The 18,365-nt window shown below is 68.5% G+C and carries 12 protein-coding genes; 5 read left to right on the plus strand and 7 right to left on the minus strand.

Annotation, left to right across the window (positions count from 1 at the left end):
• The first annotated feature begins 131 nt into the window (after positions 1-131).
• The gene (locus tag G4D83_RS15075; RefSeq protein ID WP_163865430.1) at positions 132-3,947 is read left to right on the plus strand and encodes a M36 family metallopeptidase; all 3,816 of its coding nucleotides are present in this window, start codon (positions 132-134) and stop codon (positions 3,945-3,947) included.
• Positions 3,948-4,043: 96 nt separating this feature from the next.
• Positions 4,044-5,225, plus strand: a complete 1,182-nt coding sequence (locus G4D83_RS15080; RefSeq protein ID WP_163865431.1) for a M23 family metallopeptidase — start codon at positions 4,044-4,046, stop codon at positions 5,223-5,225.
• A 26-nt stretch (positions 5,226-5,251) separates the two neighbouring features.
• Here G4D83_RS15080 and G4D83_RS15085 read toward each other — a convergent pair whose 3' ends face one another.
• Positions 5,252-5,842 carry a DUF2378 family protein gene (locus G4D83_RS15085; protein ID WP_163865432.1) on the minus strand — a complete coding sequence of 197 codons (591 nt, stop codon included), beginning with the start codon at positions 5,840-5,842 and terminating at the stop codon, positions 5,252-5,254.
• 249 nt (positions 5,843-6,091) lie between these two features.
• On the opposite strand from G4D83_RS15085, the gene G4D83_RS15090 reads away from it, so the two are divergent.
• From G4D83_RS15090 to G4D83_RS15100, 3 genes are all read left to right on the plus strand, one after another.
• Complete coding sequence (locus G4D83_RS15090; RefSeq protein ID WP_163865433.1) at positions 6,092-8,599, plus strand: glycogen/starch/alpha-glucan phosphorylase; 2,508 nt, start codon at positions 6,092-6,094, stop codon at positions 8,597-8,599.
• A gap of 369 nt (positions 8,600-8,968) precedes the next feature.
• The gene (locus tag G4D83_RS15095; RefSeq protein WP_163865434.1) at positions 8,969-10,075 is read left to right on the plus strand and encodes an esterase/lipase family protein; all 1,107 of its coding nucleotides are present in this window, start codon (positions 8,969-8,971) and stop codon (positions 10,073-10,075) included.
• An 81-nt stretch (positions 10,076-10,156) separates the two neighbouring features.
• A complete protein-coding gene (locus G4D83_RS15100) occupies positions 10,157-11,230 on the plus strand; it encodes a hypothetical protein (RefSeq protein WP_163865435.1) in 1,074 nt (357 codons plus the stop codon).
• Between the two features lie 27 nt (positions 11,231-11,257).
• On the opposite strand, the gene G4D83_RS15105 is transcribed toward G4D83_RS15100, so the two are convergent.
• From G4D83_RS15105 to G4D83_RS15130, 6 genes are all read right to left on the minus strand, one after another.
• Positions 11,258-12,016 carry an iron ABC transporter ATP-binding protein gene (locus tag G4D83_RS15105; RefSeq protein WP_163865436.1) on the minus strand — a complete coding sequence of 253 codons (759 nt, stop codon included), beginning with the start codon at positions 12,014-12,016 and terminating at the stop codon, positions 11,258-11,260.
• Complete coding sequence (locus G4D83_RS15110; protein ID WP_240356336.1) at positions 12,013-12,987, minus strand: iron chelate uptake ABC transporter family permease subunit; 975 nt, start codon at positions 12,985-12,987, stop codon at positions 12,013-12,015. The genes G4D83_RS15105 and G4D83_RS15110 overlap by 4 nt, the downstream gene beginning before the upstream one ends.
• A complete protein-coding gene (locus G4D83_RS15115) occupies positions 12,977-13,945 on the minus strand; it encodes an ABC transporter permease (protein ID WP_163865437.1) in 969 nt (322 codons plus the stop codon). Before G4D83_RS15115 ends, G4D83_RS15110 begins: the two co-directional genes overlap by 11 nt.
• Positions 13,946-13,957: 12 nt before the next feature.
• Positions 13,958-14,971, minus strand: a complete 1,014-nt coding sequence (locus tag G4D83_RS15120) for a siderophore ABC transporter substrate-binding protein (protein ID WP_163865438.1) — start codon at positions 14,969-14,971, stop codon at positions 13,958-13,960.
• A 179-nt stretch (positions 14,972-15,150) separates the two neighbouring features.
• On the minus strand, positions 15,151-16,155 hold the full coding sequence (locus G4D83_RS15125; RefSeq protein ID WP_163865439.1) for a hypothetical protein: 1,005 nt from the start codon (positions 16,153-16,155) through the stop codon (positions 15,151-15,153).
• Between the two features lie 117 nt (positions 16,156-16,272).
• The gene (locus G4D83_RS15130; protein ID WP_163865440.1) at positions 16,273-18,225 is read right to left on the minus strand and encodes a M3 family metallopeptidase; all 1,953 of its coding nucleotides are present in this window, start codon (positions 18,223-18,225) and stop codon (positions 16,273-16,275) included.
• Positions 18,226-18,365 lie beyond the last annotated feature (140 nt).

Here is an 18,365-nt window from a genome sequence, read left to right on the forward strand (position 1 = left end):
TCCTCGGCGGGTGCGCGGTGGAGCCACCCACGGGCAGCACTCCCGACCTGGATGCACAGGTCGGAAAGTCCTCACACGCTCCGCATGCCGTGACAGTCGTGTCGCGGGATGCGGAGCGCGGAGTTCCCACCATGCTCTGGGCGGAGCGGAGTGACACGGCGGGCCTGGGACACCGTCATGACACGCCCGAAGCCGCGGCCCGCGCCTACCTTGAGCAACAGGCGCAAGTGTATGGACTTTCCCCCGCGGACCTGGAAGCCGCGTATGTCCATCAGGTCCATGATGTGGGCCGGGGTGGAATCATCGTCTTCTTCCGGCAGCGCGTCGCGGGACTGGAGGTGGCTCGCACGGAGCTGAAGGTGCTCATGACGAGAGACCTGGAGCTGGTGGCGCTCACCGGGAACCTGCATCACGGCGTGGACCAGGTGCTGAAGGACGCGCGTTTCAGGCATCCCCCCTCCGAGGCGGTGTTGAAGGCCCTGGGAGACTCCCATGGGCTGTCGCTCGCGGGAGAGGTCAGACAAGTGGGGCTGACGCGTCCCGGGCAGCCCCTCTTCGAGGTGGCGTCCGGCGGCGCCCTCCAGCACACCGGCATCGCCCTGGTGACGCCCGCCCGCGTCACGCCGCTCTACCACCCCGTGGCCGGCCAGCTGGTTCCCGCCTACGCGGTGGATATCCTCTCCAGGCGCGCCGGGGACGCGCGCCTCCATGGCGACGCCTACGTGATTCACGCGGACACCGGCGAGGTGCTCCTGCGCGAGGACCGGACCGCGAGTGACGCCTATACCTATCGGGTCTGGGCCGACGCGGAGGGGACTCCGCTGGATGGCCCCCAGGTCGACTTCACGCCGCATCCCACGGGCATTCCCGACGGTGTCGAGCCCGGCTTCACGTCGCCTCGCCAGGTCACCGTGGAGGGACGCCCCTCCCCTGGCTCCGGCGAAGTCGCCCCGTGGCTACCGCCAGGAGCGACCTTCACCTCCGGCAACAACGTGCGCGCCTATGCCGACCACTTCGACCCGGACGGCTACACCGACGGCCGGGACACACGCGCCCTGGTGACACCGGGCACCCGGGACTTCCCGCATGTGTATGACACCAACGCAGGTCCGCTGAGCAGCTCGACGCAGGCCGCCGCCTCGGTGGCGCAGCTTTTCTACACCACCAACTGGCTCCACGATTATTTCCACGACTCGGGCTTCGACGAGGCCGCGGGCAATGCCCAGGACGTCAATCAAGGGCCGTTGGGGGAGGCCGGAGATGCGCTCCTGGCGGAGACCCAGAACCAGGAGCGGGAGGTGGCACGTCCGCGCAACCGGGCGGTCGCCTATGTCCCTCGGGACGGGCTCTCTCCCCGGCTGGAGTTCTCGGTCTGGGCAACCTCGGAGACCCGCTCGTTCAACACCTCGGGGGGGCCCTACGAGACAGGCAAGGCGGAGTTCGGCGCACAGGACTTCAACCTGCTCGAGCTCCCGCTGGTGCTCGCCGTGGACAGTGGAAATCCGACGGCCGACGCCTGCGAGCCGCTCCAGAACGACGTCGTCGGCGCCATCGTCCTGGCCGACCGGGGCACCTGCCTCTACGAACTGAAGGCGGTGAACGCCCAGAATGCCCAGGCCGCGGGGCTCATCATCATCAATCACACGCCCGGCGAGCCCCCGCCGGAGATGTTCGACGTGGACGCGACGCTCACCGCCACCATCCCCGTCCTCTCCGTCACCTACGAAACCGGCCTGGCGCTCAAGGAGCTGCTCACCCGGGGCACGCTCTCGGGCACCATGTCTCGCGCCACGCTTCCCGAGCGGGATGCCTCGCTCGACAACACCATCGTGGCGCACGAGTGGGGGCATGTGATGTCCCGCCGCCTCATCGACTGCACCACGCCCCAATGCCGGGCCATGGGCGAGGGCTGGAGCGACTTCCTGGCCCTGCACCTGATGGTTCGGGAAGGGGACGATGCCGATGGCACCTATGCCATTGGCGGCTATGCCGCGCAGTTCCTCGGTGACAGCACCTACTACGGCGTCCGCCGGTCCCCCTACTCGCGAGACCTCACGAAGAACGGGTTCCGGTTCCGCCACCTCGCCAATGGCGTGGCGCTGCCCGACCAACCCTACCTGCGTGACAATGGCCTGGAGAACTCGCAGATGCACAACGCGGGGGAGGTCTGGGCCTCCCTGCTCTTCGACGCGTATCAAGCCCTGCTCGAGGAGACGCGAGGAAGCGCGCCTCGCATCGCCTCCTTCGACGAGGCCCGGCGGCGCATGGCCGACTACGTCGTCACCAGCATGAAGACGGCGCCCATGGACGTCACCTTCACGCAGCAGCGAGACGCGCTGCTCATGGCCGCCATTTCGAATGATGACCCCCGGGACATGCAGGTGCTGGCCCACGCTTTCGCGCGTCGCGGGGCGGGCACCTGCGCCGTGTCACCTCCCTACGACTCCGAGGAGTTCACCGAGGTCGTCGAGGACGGCCGGGCCCACTCGAACCTGCGGCTGGAGTCCGTGGAGGTGAAGGACGGCGCGCGCTCGTGCGACCAGGATGGGCTGCTCGACGCCTCGGAGCAGGGCATCGTCGAGGTCGTCCTCTGGAACCACGGTCCGGTCGCGTCGACGGATGGGACCCTGCGCATCTCCAGCGCTGACGCCACGCTGTCGTTCCCCGAGGGGACCACGTTCCCCATCGGTCGGGTGGAGCCATTCAAATCCACCTCGGTGGCCATCCCCATCGCGCTCGCTTCGACGCGGGTGGGCTCCCGCGTCGGGAACTACACGCTCGTCCTGGAGAGCGCCGAGGCTTGCGAGCCGCGCGTCGAGCAGCCGCGCTCCGTGCTGACCCACTACGACCTGGCGCCTTCCCACCTGGACAAGGTCGAGGGCCTTCGCACGCCGTGGCGCACCGAAGTGCTGGGAGGTCGGCCCACGCAGGCGTGGCGCGTCGTGGACTCGCCCATCCACAACGGCGAGAAGGTCTGGTTCGCGGCGGACCACTACGACTTCGCGGACACGGTGCTGGAGTCACCCACGCTGGTCATCCCATCGGGGACACCGTTCTCCCTGAGCTTCGAGCACCGCCATTGGTTCGACTTCAGGAGGGACGCGAGGACCGGCGCCTTCGAATACTGGAACGGTGGAGTCATCGAGTTCCTCCAGGCCCCCGGCAAGACGTGGACGGATGTCTCGAGCCTCATCGACGTCGGCTACAGGGGACCGCTTGAATCCGGGACGGGCAACCCGCTGGGAGGCAGCCCCGCCTACGCCGGGCAGAACAAGGACTGGCCCGGGAGCGAAAAGGTCACCCTGGACTTCGGCACGAAGCTGAGCGGAAACGTGAAGTTCCGCTTCCGCCTGGGGTCCGCCGTGGTCTTCGAGGCGCATGGGTGGGAGATCGACAACATCACCGTGCAGGGCACCGAGAGTCCGCCCTTCTTCGCGCGAGTCGAGGAGACCACGGGCCCATGCCTACCGCGCGCCTTCGCTGGAGAAGACCAGAGCGTCCTCGGCGGCGCCCCGGTGGAGCTCGACGGCTCTCTGAGCTCCGACGTGGGCCTCGCGCCCCTCGCCTTCTCCTGGCGACAACTGTCCGGCCCCCCAGTGGCCCTTCAAGGCGCGAACACCAAGAGGCCGGGCTTCACGGCCCCCACCGTGGCACAAGTGATGGAGTTGGAGTTCGAGCTGACCGTCAGCGTCGCGGATGTCACCGCCACCGACCTGGTGAGAATCACGGCGCGCCCCAAGGCCACGGAGGAACCCGACGCAGGCACTCCCGACGCGGGCCCCCTCCCCGACGCGGGTGAACCGGACGCGGGGACCGACAAGTCTTTCGGACGTCCGGGGATGCACTCCGGCTGCACCAGCTTCGGAGGCGGAGGCGCGGGCCTCGCGTGGCCCCTGGGACTGCTCGGCGCGCTGCTGCTCACGGCCCGGCGCCGACGCCGGAATTGACGACGGGGTGGAGCAGCCGGGCAGGCAGGCTCGGGAAAAACCAGAGCCGCCAGTTGGGCAGGGGCACGGGTGTCCACTACACTCGCTCCCCGCCCCATGCGACTTGCCCCCCTCTTCGCCCTGGCCGCCGTGCTGACCGTGTCCTCCGCTTCCGAGGCCGCCGTCCGGTACGACATCAAGAACCGCCGCATCGAACCGCGCCAGACGTTGGCGGGCGCGCTGCATGAGGCCCAGTTACCCGACGCCCAGGTGACCGCGGTCATCTCCGCGCTGGAAGGCGTGTTCGACTTCCGCAAGTCCCGCGTGGGCGACCAGTTCCGCATCGTCCTGCGCGACGGCGAGCTGGACTTCTTCGACTACCGCCAGAGCCTGGTCGACGAGTGGCAGGTGCGCCGCGACGGCGAGAAGTACGTGGGCAGCAAGCGCTCCATTGAGGTGGAGAAGCAGGTGTCCGTCGTCTCGCTCGAAATCCAGACGTCGCTCTACGAGGCGGCGGTGGACGCGGGCGAGGACCCGGCCATCGGCATGGTGCTGGCGGACGTGTTCGCGTGGGATATCGACTTCTACCGGGACGTGCGCAAGGGCGACACCGCGCGCGCGCTGGTGGAGAAGTTCGTCTCCAAGGGCCGCGTGCTGCGCTACGGCGAGGTGCTCGCCGCCCAGTACCAGGGAGGCCTCGTCGGCCCCAAGAAGGTCTACCGCTACGTGCTGCCGGACGGGCAGCCCAACTACTTCCAGGCGGACGGCGCCAGCGCGAAGAAGACCTTCCTCAAGAGCCCGCTGAAGTACGCGCACGTCACCAGCAAGTTCGGCTCGCGCTTCCACCCGGTGCTCCAGTACCTGAAGAACCACAACGGCGTGGACTACGGCACGCCCATCGGCACGCCCGTGTGGGCCGTGGCGGACGGCACCGTGACGCAGGCGGGCTGGGCCGGCGCGGCTGGCAACATGGTGGTGCTGCGCCACGCCAACGGCTTCGAGACGCAGTACATGCACCTGTCGAAGCTGGGCGAGGGCGTGCGCGCGGGCGCTCGCGTCAGCCAGAAGCAGGTCATCGCCTACTCGGGCAACACCGGCCGCTCCACCGGGCCGCACCTGCACTTCGGCATGAAGCGCGGCGGCGGGTACACCAACCCGCTCAACCAGCAGTTCCCCCGCGCGGACCCGCTGCCCAAGACGCTCCTGCCGGACTTCCTCGCCAAGGCGCAGGAGCTGGCCGGACAGATGGAGGTCGTCTCCTTGGCCGCCGTCGCCGGACAGGCCCCCGCGGCGCCCTGAGCCCGCTTCACGAGGCCCGGCGCGGACTACTCCCAGACGATGTCGTAGTCCGCCGCGAAGTAGCCGTGCGGCGTGCCCACCACGGTGCCCTTGCACTGGATGGCCTTCAGGGCCTCCTGGAGCACGCCCTCGTGGAACTGCACCGGCTGCATGTCGCCATGGAAGGACAGGCGCACGTGGCGCTCCGACACCACGGTGTACTCCCGGCGCCCGTAGCTCACCAACGTGGAGTAGGCGGTGGGCGCGTTGGACAGGAGGCGCTTGGGGTCTCCCTTGCCAATCAACCGCGTCAGCGTCTGGCCCACCGTGGAGGAGAAGAAGCCCGTCACCGCGGCGGCGCCACACGCGCGCACCGCGTCCTCCTGGGTGCCGAAGCGCCCCGCCTTCTCGAGCGCCTCCGACGTGGCGTACAGCAACCGGATGGCGTCCACGGCGGAGTACGAGAAGAAGTCCACCGGCGAGCGCTTGAAGAGCGGCTCCCGCAGCCGGGCGGCGGTGTCCGGCCCCAGCTGCTTCTCCGCGAGCGTCAGCACCGCGTTGAAGATGAGGCCGCGGACCGTGTCTTCGGGCCGCACCAGCGCGAGCCGCTGGTCCAAGTCATTCTTCGCGAAGGCCATGAGCGTTGATTTCTACATCAAACCGGCCGGCCACGGGCGCCCGTTCCACGCGCGCGTTGTGGGAAAGCGGGCGGATGGACACGCGTCGCGCATCCCTCCTGGACGTCCCAGGTCCTTCCCAGGGAGCATCCTCCCTCTTCCTGGCTCCGCGCTTTCCCATGCGATGTCCGCCAGGGCTGCGATACCCTGACACCCCGCATCACCCTTCTTCCCACCCGAAGTCACACCCGGATGGAGACCTCTCGCGACATGGCCTCTCCCGCCTCTGCTTCCCCGCAGCCCCGTCCCGCAGCGACGAACGCCACTGACGATGGCGGCCGCACCGGGCGCGATGCGACGTCCATGCGTCGCTCCTTCCTGGACCACGTGCGCTACTCGCGTGGGAAGAACTACGAGACCTCCACCGCGCACGACCGCTTCATGGCGCTGTCGCTCGCGGTGCGCGACAGGCTGGCGGACCGCTGGGTCCGCACCGCGCGCACCTACTACGAGAAGGACGTCAAGCGCGCCTACTACCTGTCCGCCGAGTACCTGCTGGGGCGCGCGCTGGGCAACAACCTGCTGAGCCTGGGCATGCACGACGCCGCGTCCGAGGCCATGCGCGAAGTGGGCGTGGACCTCACCAACCTCCTGGAGATGGAGCCCGACGCGGGCCTGGGCAACGGCGGCCTGGGGCGCCTGGCGGCATGCTTCCTGGACTCGCTGGCGACGCTCGGCTACCCCGGCATGGGGTACGGCATCCGCTACGAGTTCGGCATCTTCACGCAGGACATCGTCGACGGCTACCAGGTGGAGCGCGCCGACGAGTGGCTCAAGTTCGGCAACCCGTGGGAGATCGTCCGGCCGGAGAAGGCGGTGCCGGTGCGCTTCTTCGGACGCGTGGAGCACCACCAGGGTCCGGACGGCAGGCCCGTGGCGCGCTGGGTGGGCGGCAAGACGGTGGTCGGCGTCCCCTACGACACACCCATCGCCGGCTACCACAATGACACCGTCAACACCCTGCGGCTGTGGCAGGCGCGCGCGTCCGAGGAGTTCGACCTGCTGCTGTTCAACGCGGGCGACTACGAGCGCTCCGTCGTGGAGAAGAACGACTCGGAGGTCATCTCCAAGGTCCTCTATCCGAACGACGCGTTCCAGGCGGGAAAGGAGCTGCGCCTCAAGCAGCAGTACTTCTTCGTCGCGTGCTCCATCGCCGACATCGTCCGGCGCTACCTGAAGAACCACACGGACTTCAGGGACTTCCCCAAGAAGGCGGCCATCCAGCTCAACGACACGCACCCGGCCATCGGCGTGGCGGAGCTGATGCGCGTGCTGGTGGACGAGAAGCGGCTGGGCTGGGAGGAGGCCTGGTCGATTACGCAGGCGGTGTTCGGCTACACCAACCACACGCTCCTGGCGGAGGCGATGGAGAAGTGGCCGGCGACGCTGTTCGAGCGGCTGCTGCCCCGGCACCTGGAGCTCATCTACGAAATCAACCAGCGCTTCCTGCGCCAGGTGCAGATTCGCTACCCCTATGACCAGGAGAAGCTGAAGCGGATGAGCCTGGTGGAGGAGGGGCCGGAGAAGAAGATTCGCATGGCCCACCTGGCGGTGGTGGGCAGCCACAGCATCAACGGCGTGGCCGCGCTGCACACGGACCTCTTGCGCCGGGACGTGCTGCCGGACTTCGCGGCCATGTATCCGGAGCGCTTCAACAACAAGACGAACGGCGTGACGCCGCGCCGGTGGCTGGCGTGGTGCAACCCGCGGCTGTCCAAGCTGATTACGTCCCGCATCGGCGAGGGCTGGGCCACCAACCTGGACAAGCTGCGCGAGTTGGAGCCGCACGCGGAGGACCCCGCATTCCGCAAGGCGTTCCGCGACGTGAAGCGCGCCAACAAGGAGGACCTCTCCAACCACATCCGGGACATCCGCTCGGTGCGGCTCAACCCGGACGCCATCTTCGACGTGCAGATAAAGCGCCTGCACGAGTACAAGCGCCAGCTGCTGGACGCGGTGCACATCGTCGCGCTGTGGATGCGGGCGCGCAGGGACCCGAGCACCATCATCCACCCGCGCGCGTTCCTCTTCGGCGCCAAGGCGGCGCCGGGCTACCACCTGGCCAAGCTGACCATCCGGCTCATCAACGGCATCGCCGAGGTCGTCAACAGCGACGCGGGGACGACGGGGCTGCAGGTGGTGTTCGCCCCCAACTACCGGGTGAGCCTGGCCGAGCGCATCATCCCGGCCGCGGACGTGTCCGAGCAGATTTCGACGGCGGGCATGGAGGCCTCCGGCACGGGCAACATGAAGCTGATGCTCAACGGCGCGCTGACGCTGGGCACGCTGGACGGCGCCAACGTGGAGATTCGCGAGGCGGTGGGCGACGAGAACTTCTTCCTCTTCGGCCTCACCGCCGACGAGGTGATTGCCCGCAAGCGCGCCGGCTACCGGCCGCGCGACGAGTACGAGAAGAACCTGGAGCTGCGTGAGGCGCTGGACCTCATCTCCACCGGCTTCTTCTCCCCGGAGGACCGCGCCCTCTACAAGCCGCTGGTGGACAGCCTGCTGGACGAGGACCGCTACCTGGTGCTGGCGGACTTCGCGGCCTACGCGGCGAAGCAGGACGAAGTCGTGCGCGCCTACCAGGACACCGAGAACTGGACGCGCAAGTGCATCATCAACGTGGCGCGCGCCGGCATCTTCTCCTCGGACCGCACCATCAAGCAGTACGCGGAAGAAATCTGGCGCATCCAGCAGACGCCCGTGGAGCCGTAAGGCCCCGCCCGCGCCCCCCGTTGACCGCTCCGGCGACGGGGGGCGCCCCATTCGAGGGACGCGCGCGAGGCGTGTCCTCACAGGGCGACGCAGCGCGTAACGATTGACGCAACAAGACGACGCACCGCGCAATCACAGACAACGCAGTGCGACACCCGACAGAAGAGGATTGCCGCGTGACGCCAACGCGGCGCGATGTATTGACTCTGGAATCAATCCTGAGGCACTGATCTCGCGTTCTTCGGGATTCGCTCGGTCGTGGGGATGGGCTGAGTCGCAGGGGTGCCTCCGAGTGAGGCCGGCTCCCGGGGTTCTGTTCCGACGTGCATCGGTTGCAGCAGGCGTTCCTCCCAAAGACAGGAGTCCCCCATGAAGCAACAGCCGCTGTTCCTTGCAGTCCTGACGCTCGGTGTCCTGGGTGTCGCGGGCCCGGCCACCGCCGCGGAGAAGACCACCTACCCCGTCGTATTCGCGCACGGGCTGGGCGGCTTCGACGACATCCTCGGGTACGACTACTGGGGAGACGACTATGGCACCTTCGTGGGTGACCCGTGCAACGAGCTGTTCGAGGTGTCGTGCAACAGCGGCCTGAACAGCGGGCAGCGCGCCTTCGCGGCGGCGGTGGCGCCGGTGCAGAGCTCCGACGTGCGCGGCCTGGACCTGGCCAATGACGTGGAGGGCTTCATGGCCTCCGCGGGGTCGTCCTACGTGAATCTCGTGGGCCACTCGCAGGGTGGGTTCGACGTGCGCAAGGCCGCGCGCGTGCTGCGCGAGCGCAAGGGCTACACGGTGGTGAAGGCGCTGGTGAGCGTGTCCTCTCCTCACCGTGGCTCGCCGGTCGCCAAGTACATCCTGGACCTGGGCCCCGGCATCACCAGCGTGCTGGACGCGCTGTTCCGCCTCTACGGCGACATCGTCTACGCCCCGGGCAATGACGGCTACGCGGCGGTGAAGGCGCTCATCTACAACGACGCGGACGCGAACGACGGGAAGACGACGGGAGCCAAGGCGTTCAACATCGCCAACCCCATCAGCGCGTCCTACGCGTCCCACTACGCGTCGCTCATCACCGCGCAGCAGGGCCTGAGCGTGAACCCCGCGCTGTGGTTGGTGCGCAATTTCCTGTTCGATATCGACGGGGACGGCTTCTGCGCCGACGACTGCGACAACGACGGCGCCGGCGGCAAGGGTGACGGCGTGAAGGCCGAGCAGGACGACGACGGCCTGGTGGGCATCAACTCGCAGCAGATGGGCTACCGGCTGCGCTACACGGAGCGCCTGGGCTCGGACCTCATCGCCCAGGACACCGCGCTGGGTTACGTGTCCAACATCAACGCGCCCAGCTCGTTGCAGTCGACCTCCATGTCCAGCGTCATCAACCAGGACCACCTGGACGTCATCGGCCTGGGGCCCGACACGTTCAGCGAGATGGAGTTCTACGCGGCCATCATCGACTACATCGCGAAGGTCGACTGACCCCGCGCTGAGTCGTCCATCGCCGGGAGGGCCGTCACCTGGCCTCCCGGCGTTCTTCACGGTGCCCCAGGGAGTGGATTCATGCGACAGCGCACGAAGGTCTTGCTGGTGGGCGCGGTGGCCGTGGCGTGTGGAGTGCTGGGCTGGGGACTCGTCAGGCCCACCGGGGCGGCTGTCCCGGCCTCGACACCCGCGGCGGCGTCGACACCCGGACAGCCTCCACCGACGACGCCTGTCGCGGCCAGTCCCTCGGCTGTCGCGCCGCCCCCAGTGATGCCCTCCCCTGCCTCGGTGCCCGGCAACGTGGACGCGGAGCTGGAGGCGCTCGCGACGTCGCTGCGCGAGAAGTACGGGGCGAAGCTCCACGAGCCGTATCTCCAGATACGGATGGTGGAGGAGCTGATGCGCTTCTTCCAGGAGCGCTTCCCGGACCGCTGGGAGCAGGAGTTGCTGGCCTTCCTCAAGGCGAACTTCCCGGAGCACTACGACGCGCTCGCGGCGATGCTGCGCAACCGCGTGGACTACGAGAAGTGGGTCAAGGACAGCGAGTCATACCTGAGAGGGTTGACCGCCGAGCAGCGCCGGTCCGCGACGTGGGATGCGCGCCACCGCCTCTTCGGCAAGGAGAACGCCGAGCGCATCTGGGTGTCGGAGCGGAAGAACCAGGCCATCGCGGACACGCTGCGGACGCTCGGCGCGCAGGAAGGCGTGAGCCTGGAGAAGAAGCTGTCCACGTACAAGGAGCGCCTCCAGGAGGTTCACGGCGAGCAGGCGGCGGCCTATGTGGAGCGCCACCAGCAGGAGCTGATGAACCGCTTCCTGGACCTGCCCTCCGTGCAGACGGACCTGGGAGGAATGACGCCCGCGGAGCGCTCCCAGAGCCTGCGCTCGGTCCGCAAGGAGATGGGCCTGGACGCCGAGGCCCTCCAGCGCTGGGACGCGCTGGACCAGAGCCGGGACGCGCGCTGGGACGCGGGCGCGAAGTACATGGCGGAGCGGGAGGTGCTGGCGAAGGAGCTGTCCGGAGAGGCGCTGGAGGCGAAGCTGGTGGAGCTTCGCGCGCGCTACTTCGGCGGTGAGGCGGAGACGATTGGCCAGGAAGAGGCCGGTGGCTTCCTGCGCTTCTCCCGGCCCCGGCAGTGGGGACGCAACTGACGGCGTCGTGGGGCTCGTGCCTCCCCGTCAACGGTAGTGCGTGGCAATCCAGTCGCCATTGATGTGCTGGATGGCGATCTCCAAATCATAGACAGCCCGCAGCACGTCCGGCCGCATGATGTCTTCCGAGCGCCCCTGGAACGCGACCTTGCCGTCCCGCATCGCGATGAGGTGGTCGGAGTAGCAGGACGCGAAGTTGAGGTCGTGCAGCACCAGGACGAAGCTCTTGCCGAGGGTGTCTGCGGCCGTCCTCAACTGCTTCATCATCGACACCGCGTGCTTCAGGTCCAGTCCGTTGAGCGGCTCGTCCAGGAGGACGTAGTCCGTGTCCTGGCAGAGCACCATGGCCACGAAGGCGCGCTGGCGCTGGCCTCCCGACAGCTCGTCCAGGAAGCGCGCCGAGAGCGCCTCCAGGCCCATGTGCTGAATCGCCCGCTCCACGTGCTCCTGGTCCTTCACCGTGGGCCGCCCCTTCGAGTGCGGATAGCGGCCAAACGTCACCAGCTCGCGCACCGTCAGTCGCGAGGTGAGGTGGTTGTCCTGGCGCAGGATGGCCAGCCGCTTGGCGAGCACGTCCCCGGGCGTGGTGACGACGTCCAGCCCATCCACCAGGACGTTGCCAGAGGACATGGGCAACACGCGCGAAATCATCGACAGCAGCGTCGACTTGCCCGCGCCATTCGGGCCGATGATGGAGGTGATGCCGCCCACGGGCAGCCGCAGGGAGACGTCGTCCACGACGAGGGCCGTGCCGTAGCGCTTGGTGACGTTCTTCGCCTCGATCATCCCGGGGCCTTCCTCATGAGCATCGTGATGAACACCAGCCCGCCGACGAACTCGATGATGACGCGCGGGTTGGTGTCGAAAGCGAAGACGTGCTCCAGGACGACCTGCCCCGCCACCAGGGCCACCGCGGCGACCAGCGCGGCGGCGGGCAGCACGAGCGCGTGCCGGTACGTGCGCACCAGCGCGTGGGACAGGTTGGAGACCAAGAGGCCGAAGAACGTCACCGGCCCCACCAGCGCGCTCGACACGGAGACGAGGATGGCCACCAGCACCAGGATGAGCGCCACCGTGCGCTGGTAGTCCACGCCCAGATTGATGGCCGTCTCCCGGCCCAGCACCAACACGTCGAATGTGCGCAGCATCCGGAAGCCCACCACGGATACGCCCAGCGTCACGAGGAACGACGCGACGAGCAGCTCCTGGTCCGGGTTGTTGAAGCTCGCGAAGAACCGGTCCTGGAGGAAGATGAACTCGTTGGGGTCGATGAGTCGCTGGAGGAAGGACGACAGGCTCCGGAACAACACCCCCAGCACCACGCCCGTGAGCAGCACCAGGTGCAGGCTTCTCCGCGCTCCGCCGAACAGCCCCCAGTACAGGAGCCCCGAGAAGGCCACCATGATGAGGACCTCCACGCCGAACAGGAGCCGGGGGTCCAGGTTCGCCACCGCGCCGGAGCCCAGGAAGAAGAGCAGGCACGTCTGGATGAGCACGTAGAGGTTGTCGAACCCGAGAATCGCGGGCGTCAGCACCCGGTTGCCCGTCACCGTCTGGAAGAGCACCGTGGAGACCGCGATGGCGTAGCCCACCAGGAGCGCCGTCGCCAGCTTCCGCCCTCGGAACGGCAGGACGAAGTCCCACTGGCCGCCCACGTCGATGAGCATGAACAGGGCCGCGCAGGCCATCGCCACGCACCCGAGGATGAACAGGGTGCGCTCGGGCCTCCTCACCACCACGAGGCCGTCAGCCGACACGGGCGTCCCTCCTCAACAGGAGGAAGAGGAAGAGCACGCTGCCAATGACTCCGGCGATGGTCGCCCCCGGGATTTCGTACGGGAAGCGCACCACGCGGCCGAGGACGTCACAGAGCAGGACGAAGCCCGCGCCCCCCACCGCCACCCAGGGAATGGACCTCCGGGCGTTGTCGCCCATGAACAGGCTGACGACGTTCGGCACCAGCAGCCCCAGGAAGGGAACCATCCCCACGGTGACGACCACCATCGCGGTGACCAGGGAGACGATGACGAGTCCCAGCGCGACGATGCGCGAGTAGCGCAGTCCCAGGCTGGTGGTGAAGGCCTCCCCCATCCCAGCCACGGTGAAGCGGTCCGCCGCCACATAGGCGCCCAGCGTGAGTCCCAGCGTCACCCAGAGCAGCTCGTAGCGACCGCGCAGGACGGTGGAGAAGTCACCCGTCTTCCAGGCGTTGACCGACTGGAGCAGGTCGAAGCGGTAGGCGACGAAGGTCGTCACCGAATCGAAGACGCTGCCCAGCACCAGGCCCACCAGCGGAACGATGAGCACCGAGCGCAGGGGGATGCGGCGCAGGATGAGCAGGAACAGCGCCGTCCCCGCCAGGGCGAAGCATGCCGCGACGAGCATCTTCCCGAGCACGGGGAGCTGCGGGGCCAGGGCCGTGGCGGCCAGCACGCCCAGGCTCGCGGACTCCGCCGACCCCGCCGTCGCGGGCTCCACGAAGCGGTTGCGCGCGAGCATCTGCATGAGCAGCCCCGCCACTCCCAGCGACGTGCCGACCAGCATGACGGCCAGGAGCCGGGGGATGCGGCTGATGACCAGCAGTTGGAGGGCGCGCTCGTCGGGGCTCGGCGAGAAGAGCGCGGCCCACGACACGTCGCCGACGCCGATGAACAGGCTGACCAGGGCCAGCAGGACGATGACGATGACCGCGGCGGCGGCGAGGAGACTTTTCACGACCCGGGCCGCCTACCGGGTTCGCGCCGCGTAGGCTTCCGCGACCTGATGGCGCAGGGCTTCCACCGCCTGGATGCCCCCGCCGATGAGGTAGGCGTTCATCGGGTCCAGGTAGACGACCTGCCCGTTCTTCCAGGCGGTCGTCTGCTGGACCAGCTCGTTGTCGAGCACCTGCCGCGCCCCTCCCTGCTGGCCCATGCTCGCGTCGCGGTCAATCACGAAGAGCCAGTCGGGGTTCTTCTCGCGGATGAACTCCGAGCCGATGACCTCGCCATGCAGGGATGCACTGAGCCCCTCGGCGGCGACGGGCACGCCGAAGTCGCCGTGGATGACGCCGAAGCGCGAGCCAGGTCCGTAGGCGCTGATGCGGCCTCCCGTGACGAGCACCACCAGCCCCTTGCCCCGGCTCGCCGTCGTCTCCTTCAGCTTCGCGATGGACGCACGCAGCTCGGCGACGAGCGCGCGGCCCTTCTCCTCCTTGCCGAAGATGCCCGCGAGGAGCTCCGTGTTGGCCACCACCGTGTCGATGTAGTTCACCCCGCCCATCGGCAGGTCGACGGTGGGCGCGATTTTCGACAGGCTCGCGTACTTCGCGGTGGAGCGGCCACCGGTGATGATGAGGTCCGGCTTCGCGGCGTGGAGGGCTTCGTAGTTGGGCTCGAACAGCGTGCCCATGCGCGGGTACTTCGCGTCCGCGAACGGCGCCAGGTGGTGGGGGAACTGGTCCCCCGCGACGCCGAGCACGTCCACTGCCAGCGCCTGGAGGATATCCAGGGCCACCAGGTCGAAGACCACGACGCGCTGGGGATTCAGCGGGACGACCGAGCTTCCCTGGCCATGCTTCACGGTGCGGCCCTGCGCGGCGGCGGGCGCCACGGCCTCGGGGGCTTCGGGAGCCTGGGCCGTCACCGGCGCGGAGGACGGAGCGCCACGCTGGAACGCCACGACGACTCCGACGACGGCCAGCAGGGCAACGACACCGAGTATCGCGAAGAGGGGGAAGGGACGCCTGTCAGGTGTGCTCACGGTTTCATCCAGCCAGTGCGCGCGGAACGGAAGCGAAGGGCGCGGGACGGCGCGGCCTCACATACCAGCCCCCGCCGGGGCACGCACTACTTGACTCTGCAAATCAATATCGACATATAGGCGCGAAAGGGATGACGGCTTCGAAGCCGCTACCGCGTGGCCGGGAGCTCAGGGCCCGCTCACTGCTGGACCTGCCCCGTGAAGTACGCCTTCTTGATGAGCCGGCCGCAGAGCACGGACTTGCCGGAGGGCGTCTGCTCCGCGGGGGTGGTGGACGTCTGGCCCACCACGCCCAGCAGGGCTTCGCGGGCGACAATCAGGTACGTGGACTTGTCCTTGGACACCCACGGGTAGAAGCCGAACATCCCCGGGCTGCTGAAGCCCCCGCTGTGGGCCGCGCCGTCGTCCGGCTCCACCCAATGGGCCAGCGAGTAGTGCACGGGCTCGCTCGCGAACCACGGGCTGTAGCCGGTGTTGCCGCAAGCCGGTGAGGCGCAGACGCTGGACGTGCCCAGCAAGGCGCCCAGCTTCAGCGAGCCCGTCATGAGCGCGCGCAGGAACTTCGCGTACTCGGTGGCGCTGGACCGGCCTCCGCCCGCGAGGTTGACGCTGCCGTAGGAGACGTCGAGCGGCAGGCGGCTCTTCAGCGCGGCCGCCAGCGCGAGCGTGCCCGAGCCGCCGAGCCCCATGGCGTAGTCGGCATGGGCCTCCAGGTGCCCGGGCTGGTAGACGAAGCGCGCGGGTGTCGCGGGGCCGTAGTCGGACAGCGGCCCGGTGATGCCGCTGCTCAGGTCGCAGCCGTGGACGGTGGCATGCCGCGCCTTGCAGGCCGAGACGCCCGCGGCATCGAGGCGGGGCGTGGTGCTGGTGAAGTTGAGGAAGGGCAGGTCGCCGGGCAGTGGAGCACCATCGCGCACCTCCACCACGTACGCGCCGTAGAGCCACTTGGAGGCCGAGGCGAGGTACATCACGCTTCGCTCCGAAGGCGCGAGCAGGCCCACCGACCCGCCGACACGCTTTCCGCTCGCGTCCCCCATCTCCCAGTAGAACGGCCGCACATCCCCGCAGACGTTCTGCGTGGAGCGCGCCGTCTGCCTCGCCGCCTCCAATTGCCGAGGGGTGGGCTGCGCGAAGCCCATCGCCGCGCTCAACAGCACTCCCACTGCCACGAGCCTGGTGTCCATGGTGGGCGACTCCCTCCACGCCCATCCTTCTCCAGCGTGGAGCCAGACGCCAATCGACCTTGGGACGATGCGCGGGTGGGGCCCGGTGAAGGCGCCCCACCCTTCAACCGACGACGCTCACGCCGCCTTGTTCAGCCACGCCTCGTACGCGGTGTAGTCGTAGTCACGCCCCAGGAAGGCGTGCACCAGCTTCGCCGCGTCGTCGGAGCCACCCGGCTCCAGCACCGCGCGCCGGTACGCCTTCGCGGGCTCGGGGGACAACATCCCCTCCTTCTGGAACACGGTGAAGAGGTCCTTCGCGATGACCAGCGACCACATATACGTGTAGTAGTTGGACGAGTACCCCTCCAGGTGTCCGAAGGACAGGTGGAAGTACGTGCCCTCCACGTAGGGGAACGGCGTGTACGTGCCCTGGAGCTCGCGCACCAGCGCGGTGGCGTCCAGGCCCGCCGGGTCCCTCCGGTAGATTTCGAGGCTGAGCGCCGCGTAGAACATCTGCTGGCGCACCCACAGGCCCTTGCCGAACTCCTCCGCGCGGCGCATCCGCGTCACCATCTCCGCGGGGAGCGGCTCGTTCGTCTGGTAGTGCTTCGCGAAGGTCTGCAGGCTCGCCGTGTCGCGCGCCCACTCCTCCAGCATCTGCGACGGCGCCTCCACGAAGTCCCACTCCGTGCGCACGCCCGACACGCCGGCCCAGCGCGTGTGGCCACCGAAGATGTGGTGCAGCAGGTGGCCGAACTCGTGGAGGAACGTCTCCACGTCGTCATGCTGGAGCAGCGCGGGCTCCGTGCCGGGCTTGGGGAAGTTGCACATCAGCACGCCCTCCGGGAGCCGCTGCCCGGCCTTGCCGCTGGTGAGCGTGAACTGCGCCGCGTGCTTGTACTTGTCCGCGCGCGGATGCATGTCCAGGTAGAAGCGGCCCTTCACCGTGCCGTCCTCCAGCACGTCGTAGGCCTCCACGTCCGGGTGCCACACCGTGGCGTCCTGGATGCGCCGGTACGTCACGCCGAACATCTGTGCCGTCAAATCCAGCATGCCCTGCTTCACGCGCGTGTATTCGAAGTACGGCCGCACCGCCTGCGAGTCGAAGGCGTACTGCTCCGCCTTGATGCGGTCCTCCAGGTACGCCTGGTCCCACGGGTCCACGCGCGCGGCGCCAGGCACGTCCCGACGCTTGCGCTCCAGGAGCAGCCCGTAGTCGCGCTGCATCCGCGCGCCGGACGCGTCGGAAATCCTCGCGATGAAATCCGCGGCGGCCTGCTCGTCGCGAATCATCTTGTCCTCGGTCGCGAAGGCCGCCCAGTTGCGATAGCCCAGGAGCGTGGCCAGTTCGTGACGGCGCGCCACCATGCGCTCCAGCACGTCCGTGTTGCTGGGGTGCCCGCGCATGCGGAAGGCCCGCCACATCTGCTCGCGCGACTTCGCGTCGCGCGAGTACGTCATGAAGGGGATGATGTCCGGATAGTCGGTGGTGATGCTCACCTGGCCGTCCGCGCCGGGAGGGTGGGCGCGGACATAGTCATCCGGCAGCCCGTCCAGCGCGGAGGGCGGCAGGGACACGGTGCGCGTGTCCTGGAGCATGTTGCGGCTGAACTCCTGGCCAATGCGGACCAGCTCCTCGTTGAGGGCCTTCACGCGGGCGCGGGTGGCGTCGTCCCGGTCCACGCCGGAGCGGCGGAAGTCGCGCAGCACCTTCTCCATCCACTTGCGCGTCTGCGCGTCCTGGCCGGAGAGGTCCAGCGACGCGAGCACGTCGTAGACACCCCGGTCCATGCGGATGTCGGTGGCGAGCGTCTCCAGCTCCTGCTCGGCGGACTCGGCGGCCTCGCGCATGGCGGCCTCCGGGTGGGAGTGCCGCGCGACGCTCGCGCGAGCCCCCGCATCATCGAGCGAGGCCATGGCCTCGTCATACAGCTCCAGCACCTGGACCACGTCGAAGGGGGCGCGGAGGGCCTTGAGGCGGGCGATTCCGGCGCGGGTGGCCTCCATGGCGGCTTCGCCGGAGCGTCGGAACTCGGCGGGCGGACAGGTGATGAGGCGGACGGCGTCGGGGACAGGCGTTTCAGGCACGGGCTGCTCTCCTGGGCGTGCTGACGGGAAGTGTGCGCCGCAAAGGTAATCCGCCTGCCGCCCGTGAGCAGCAGCCTTTGATGACCGGACGGCACGCTGGCCGACAGTGGGACAGCCAGGCCCCACCCTTGCGAAAACAA

Origin of the sequence: Myxococcus eversor, from assembly GCF_010894455.1 — a bacterium.
GTDB lineage: Bacteria > Myxococcota > Myxococcia > Myxococcales > Myxococcaceae > Myxococcus > Myxococcus eversor.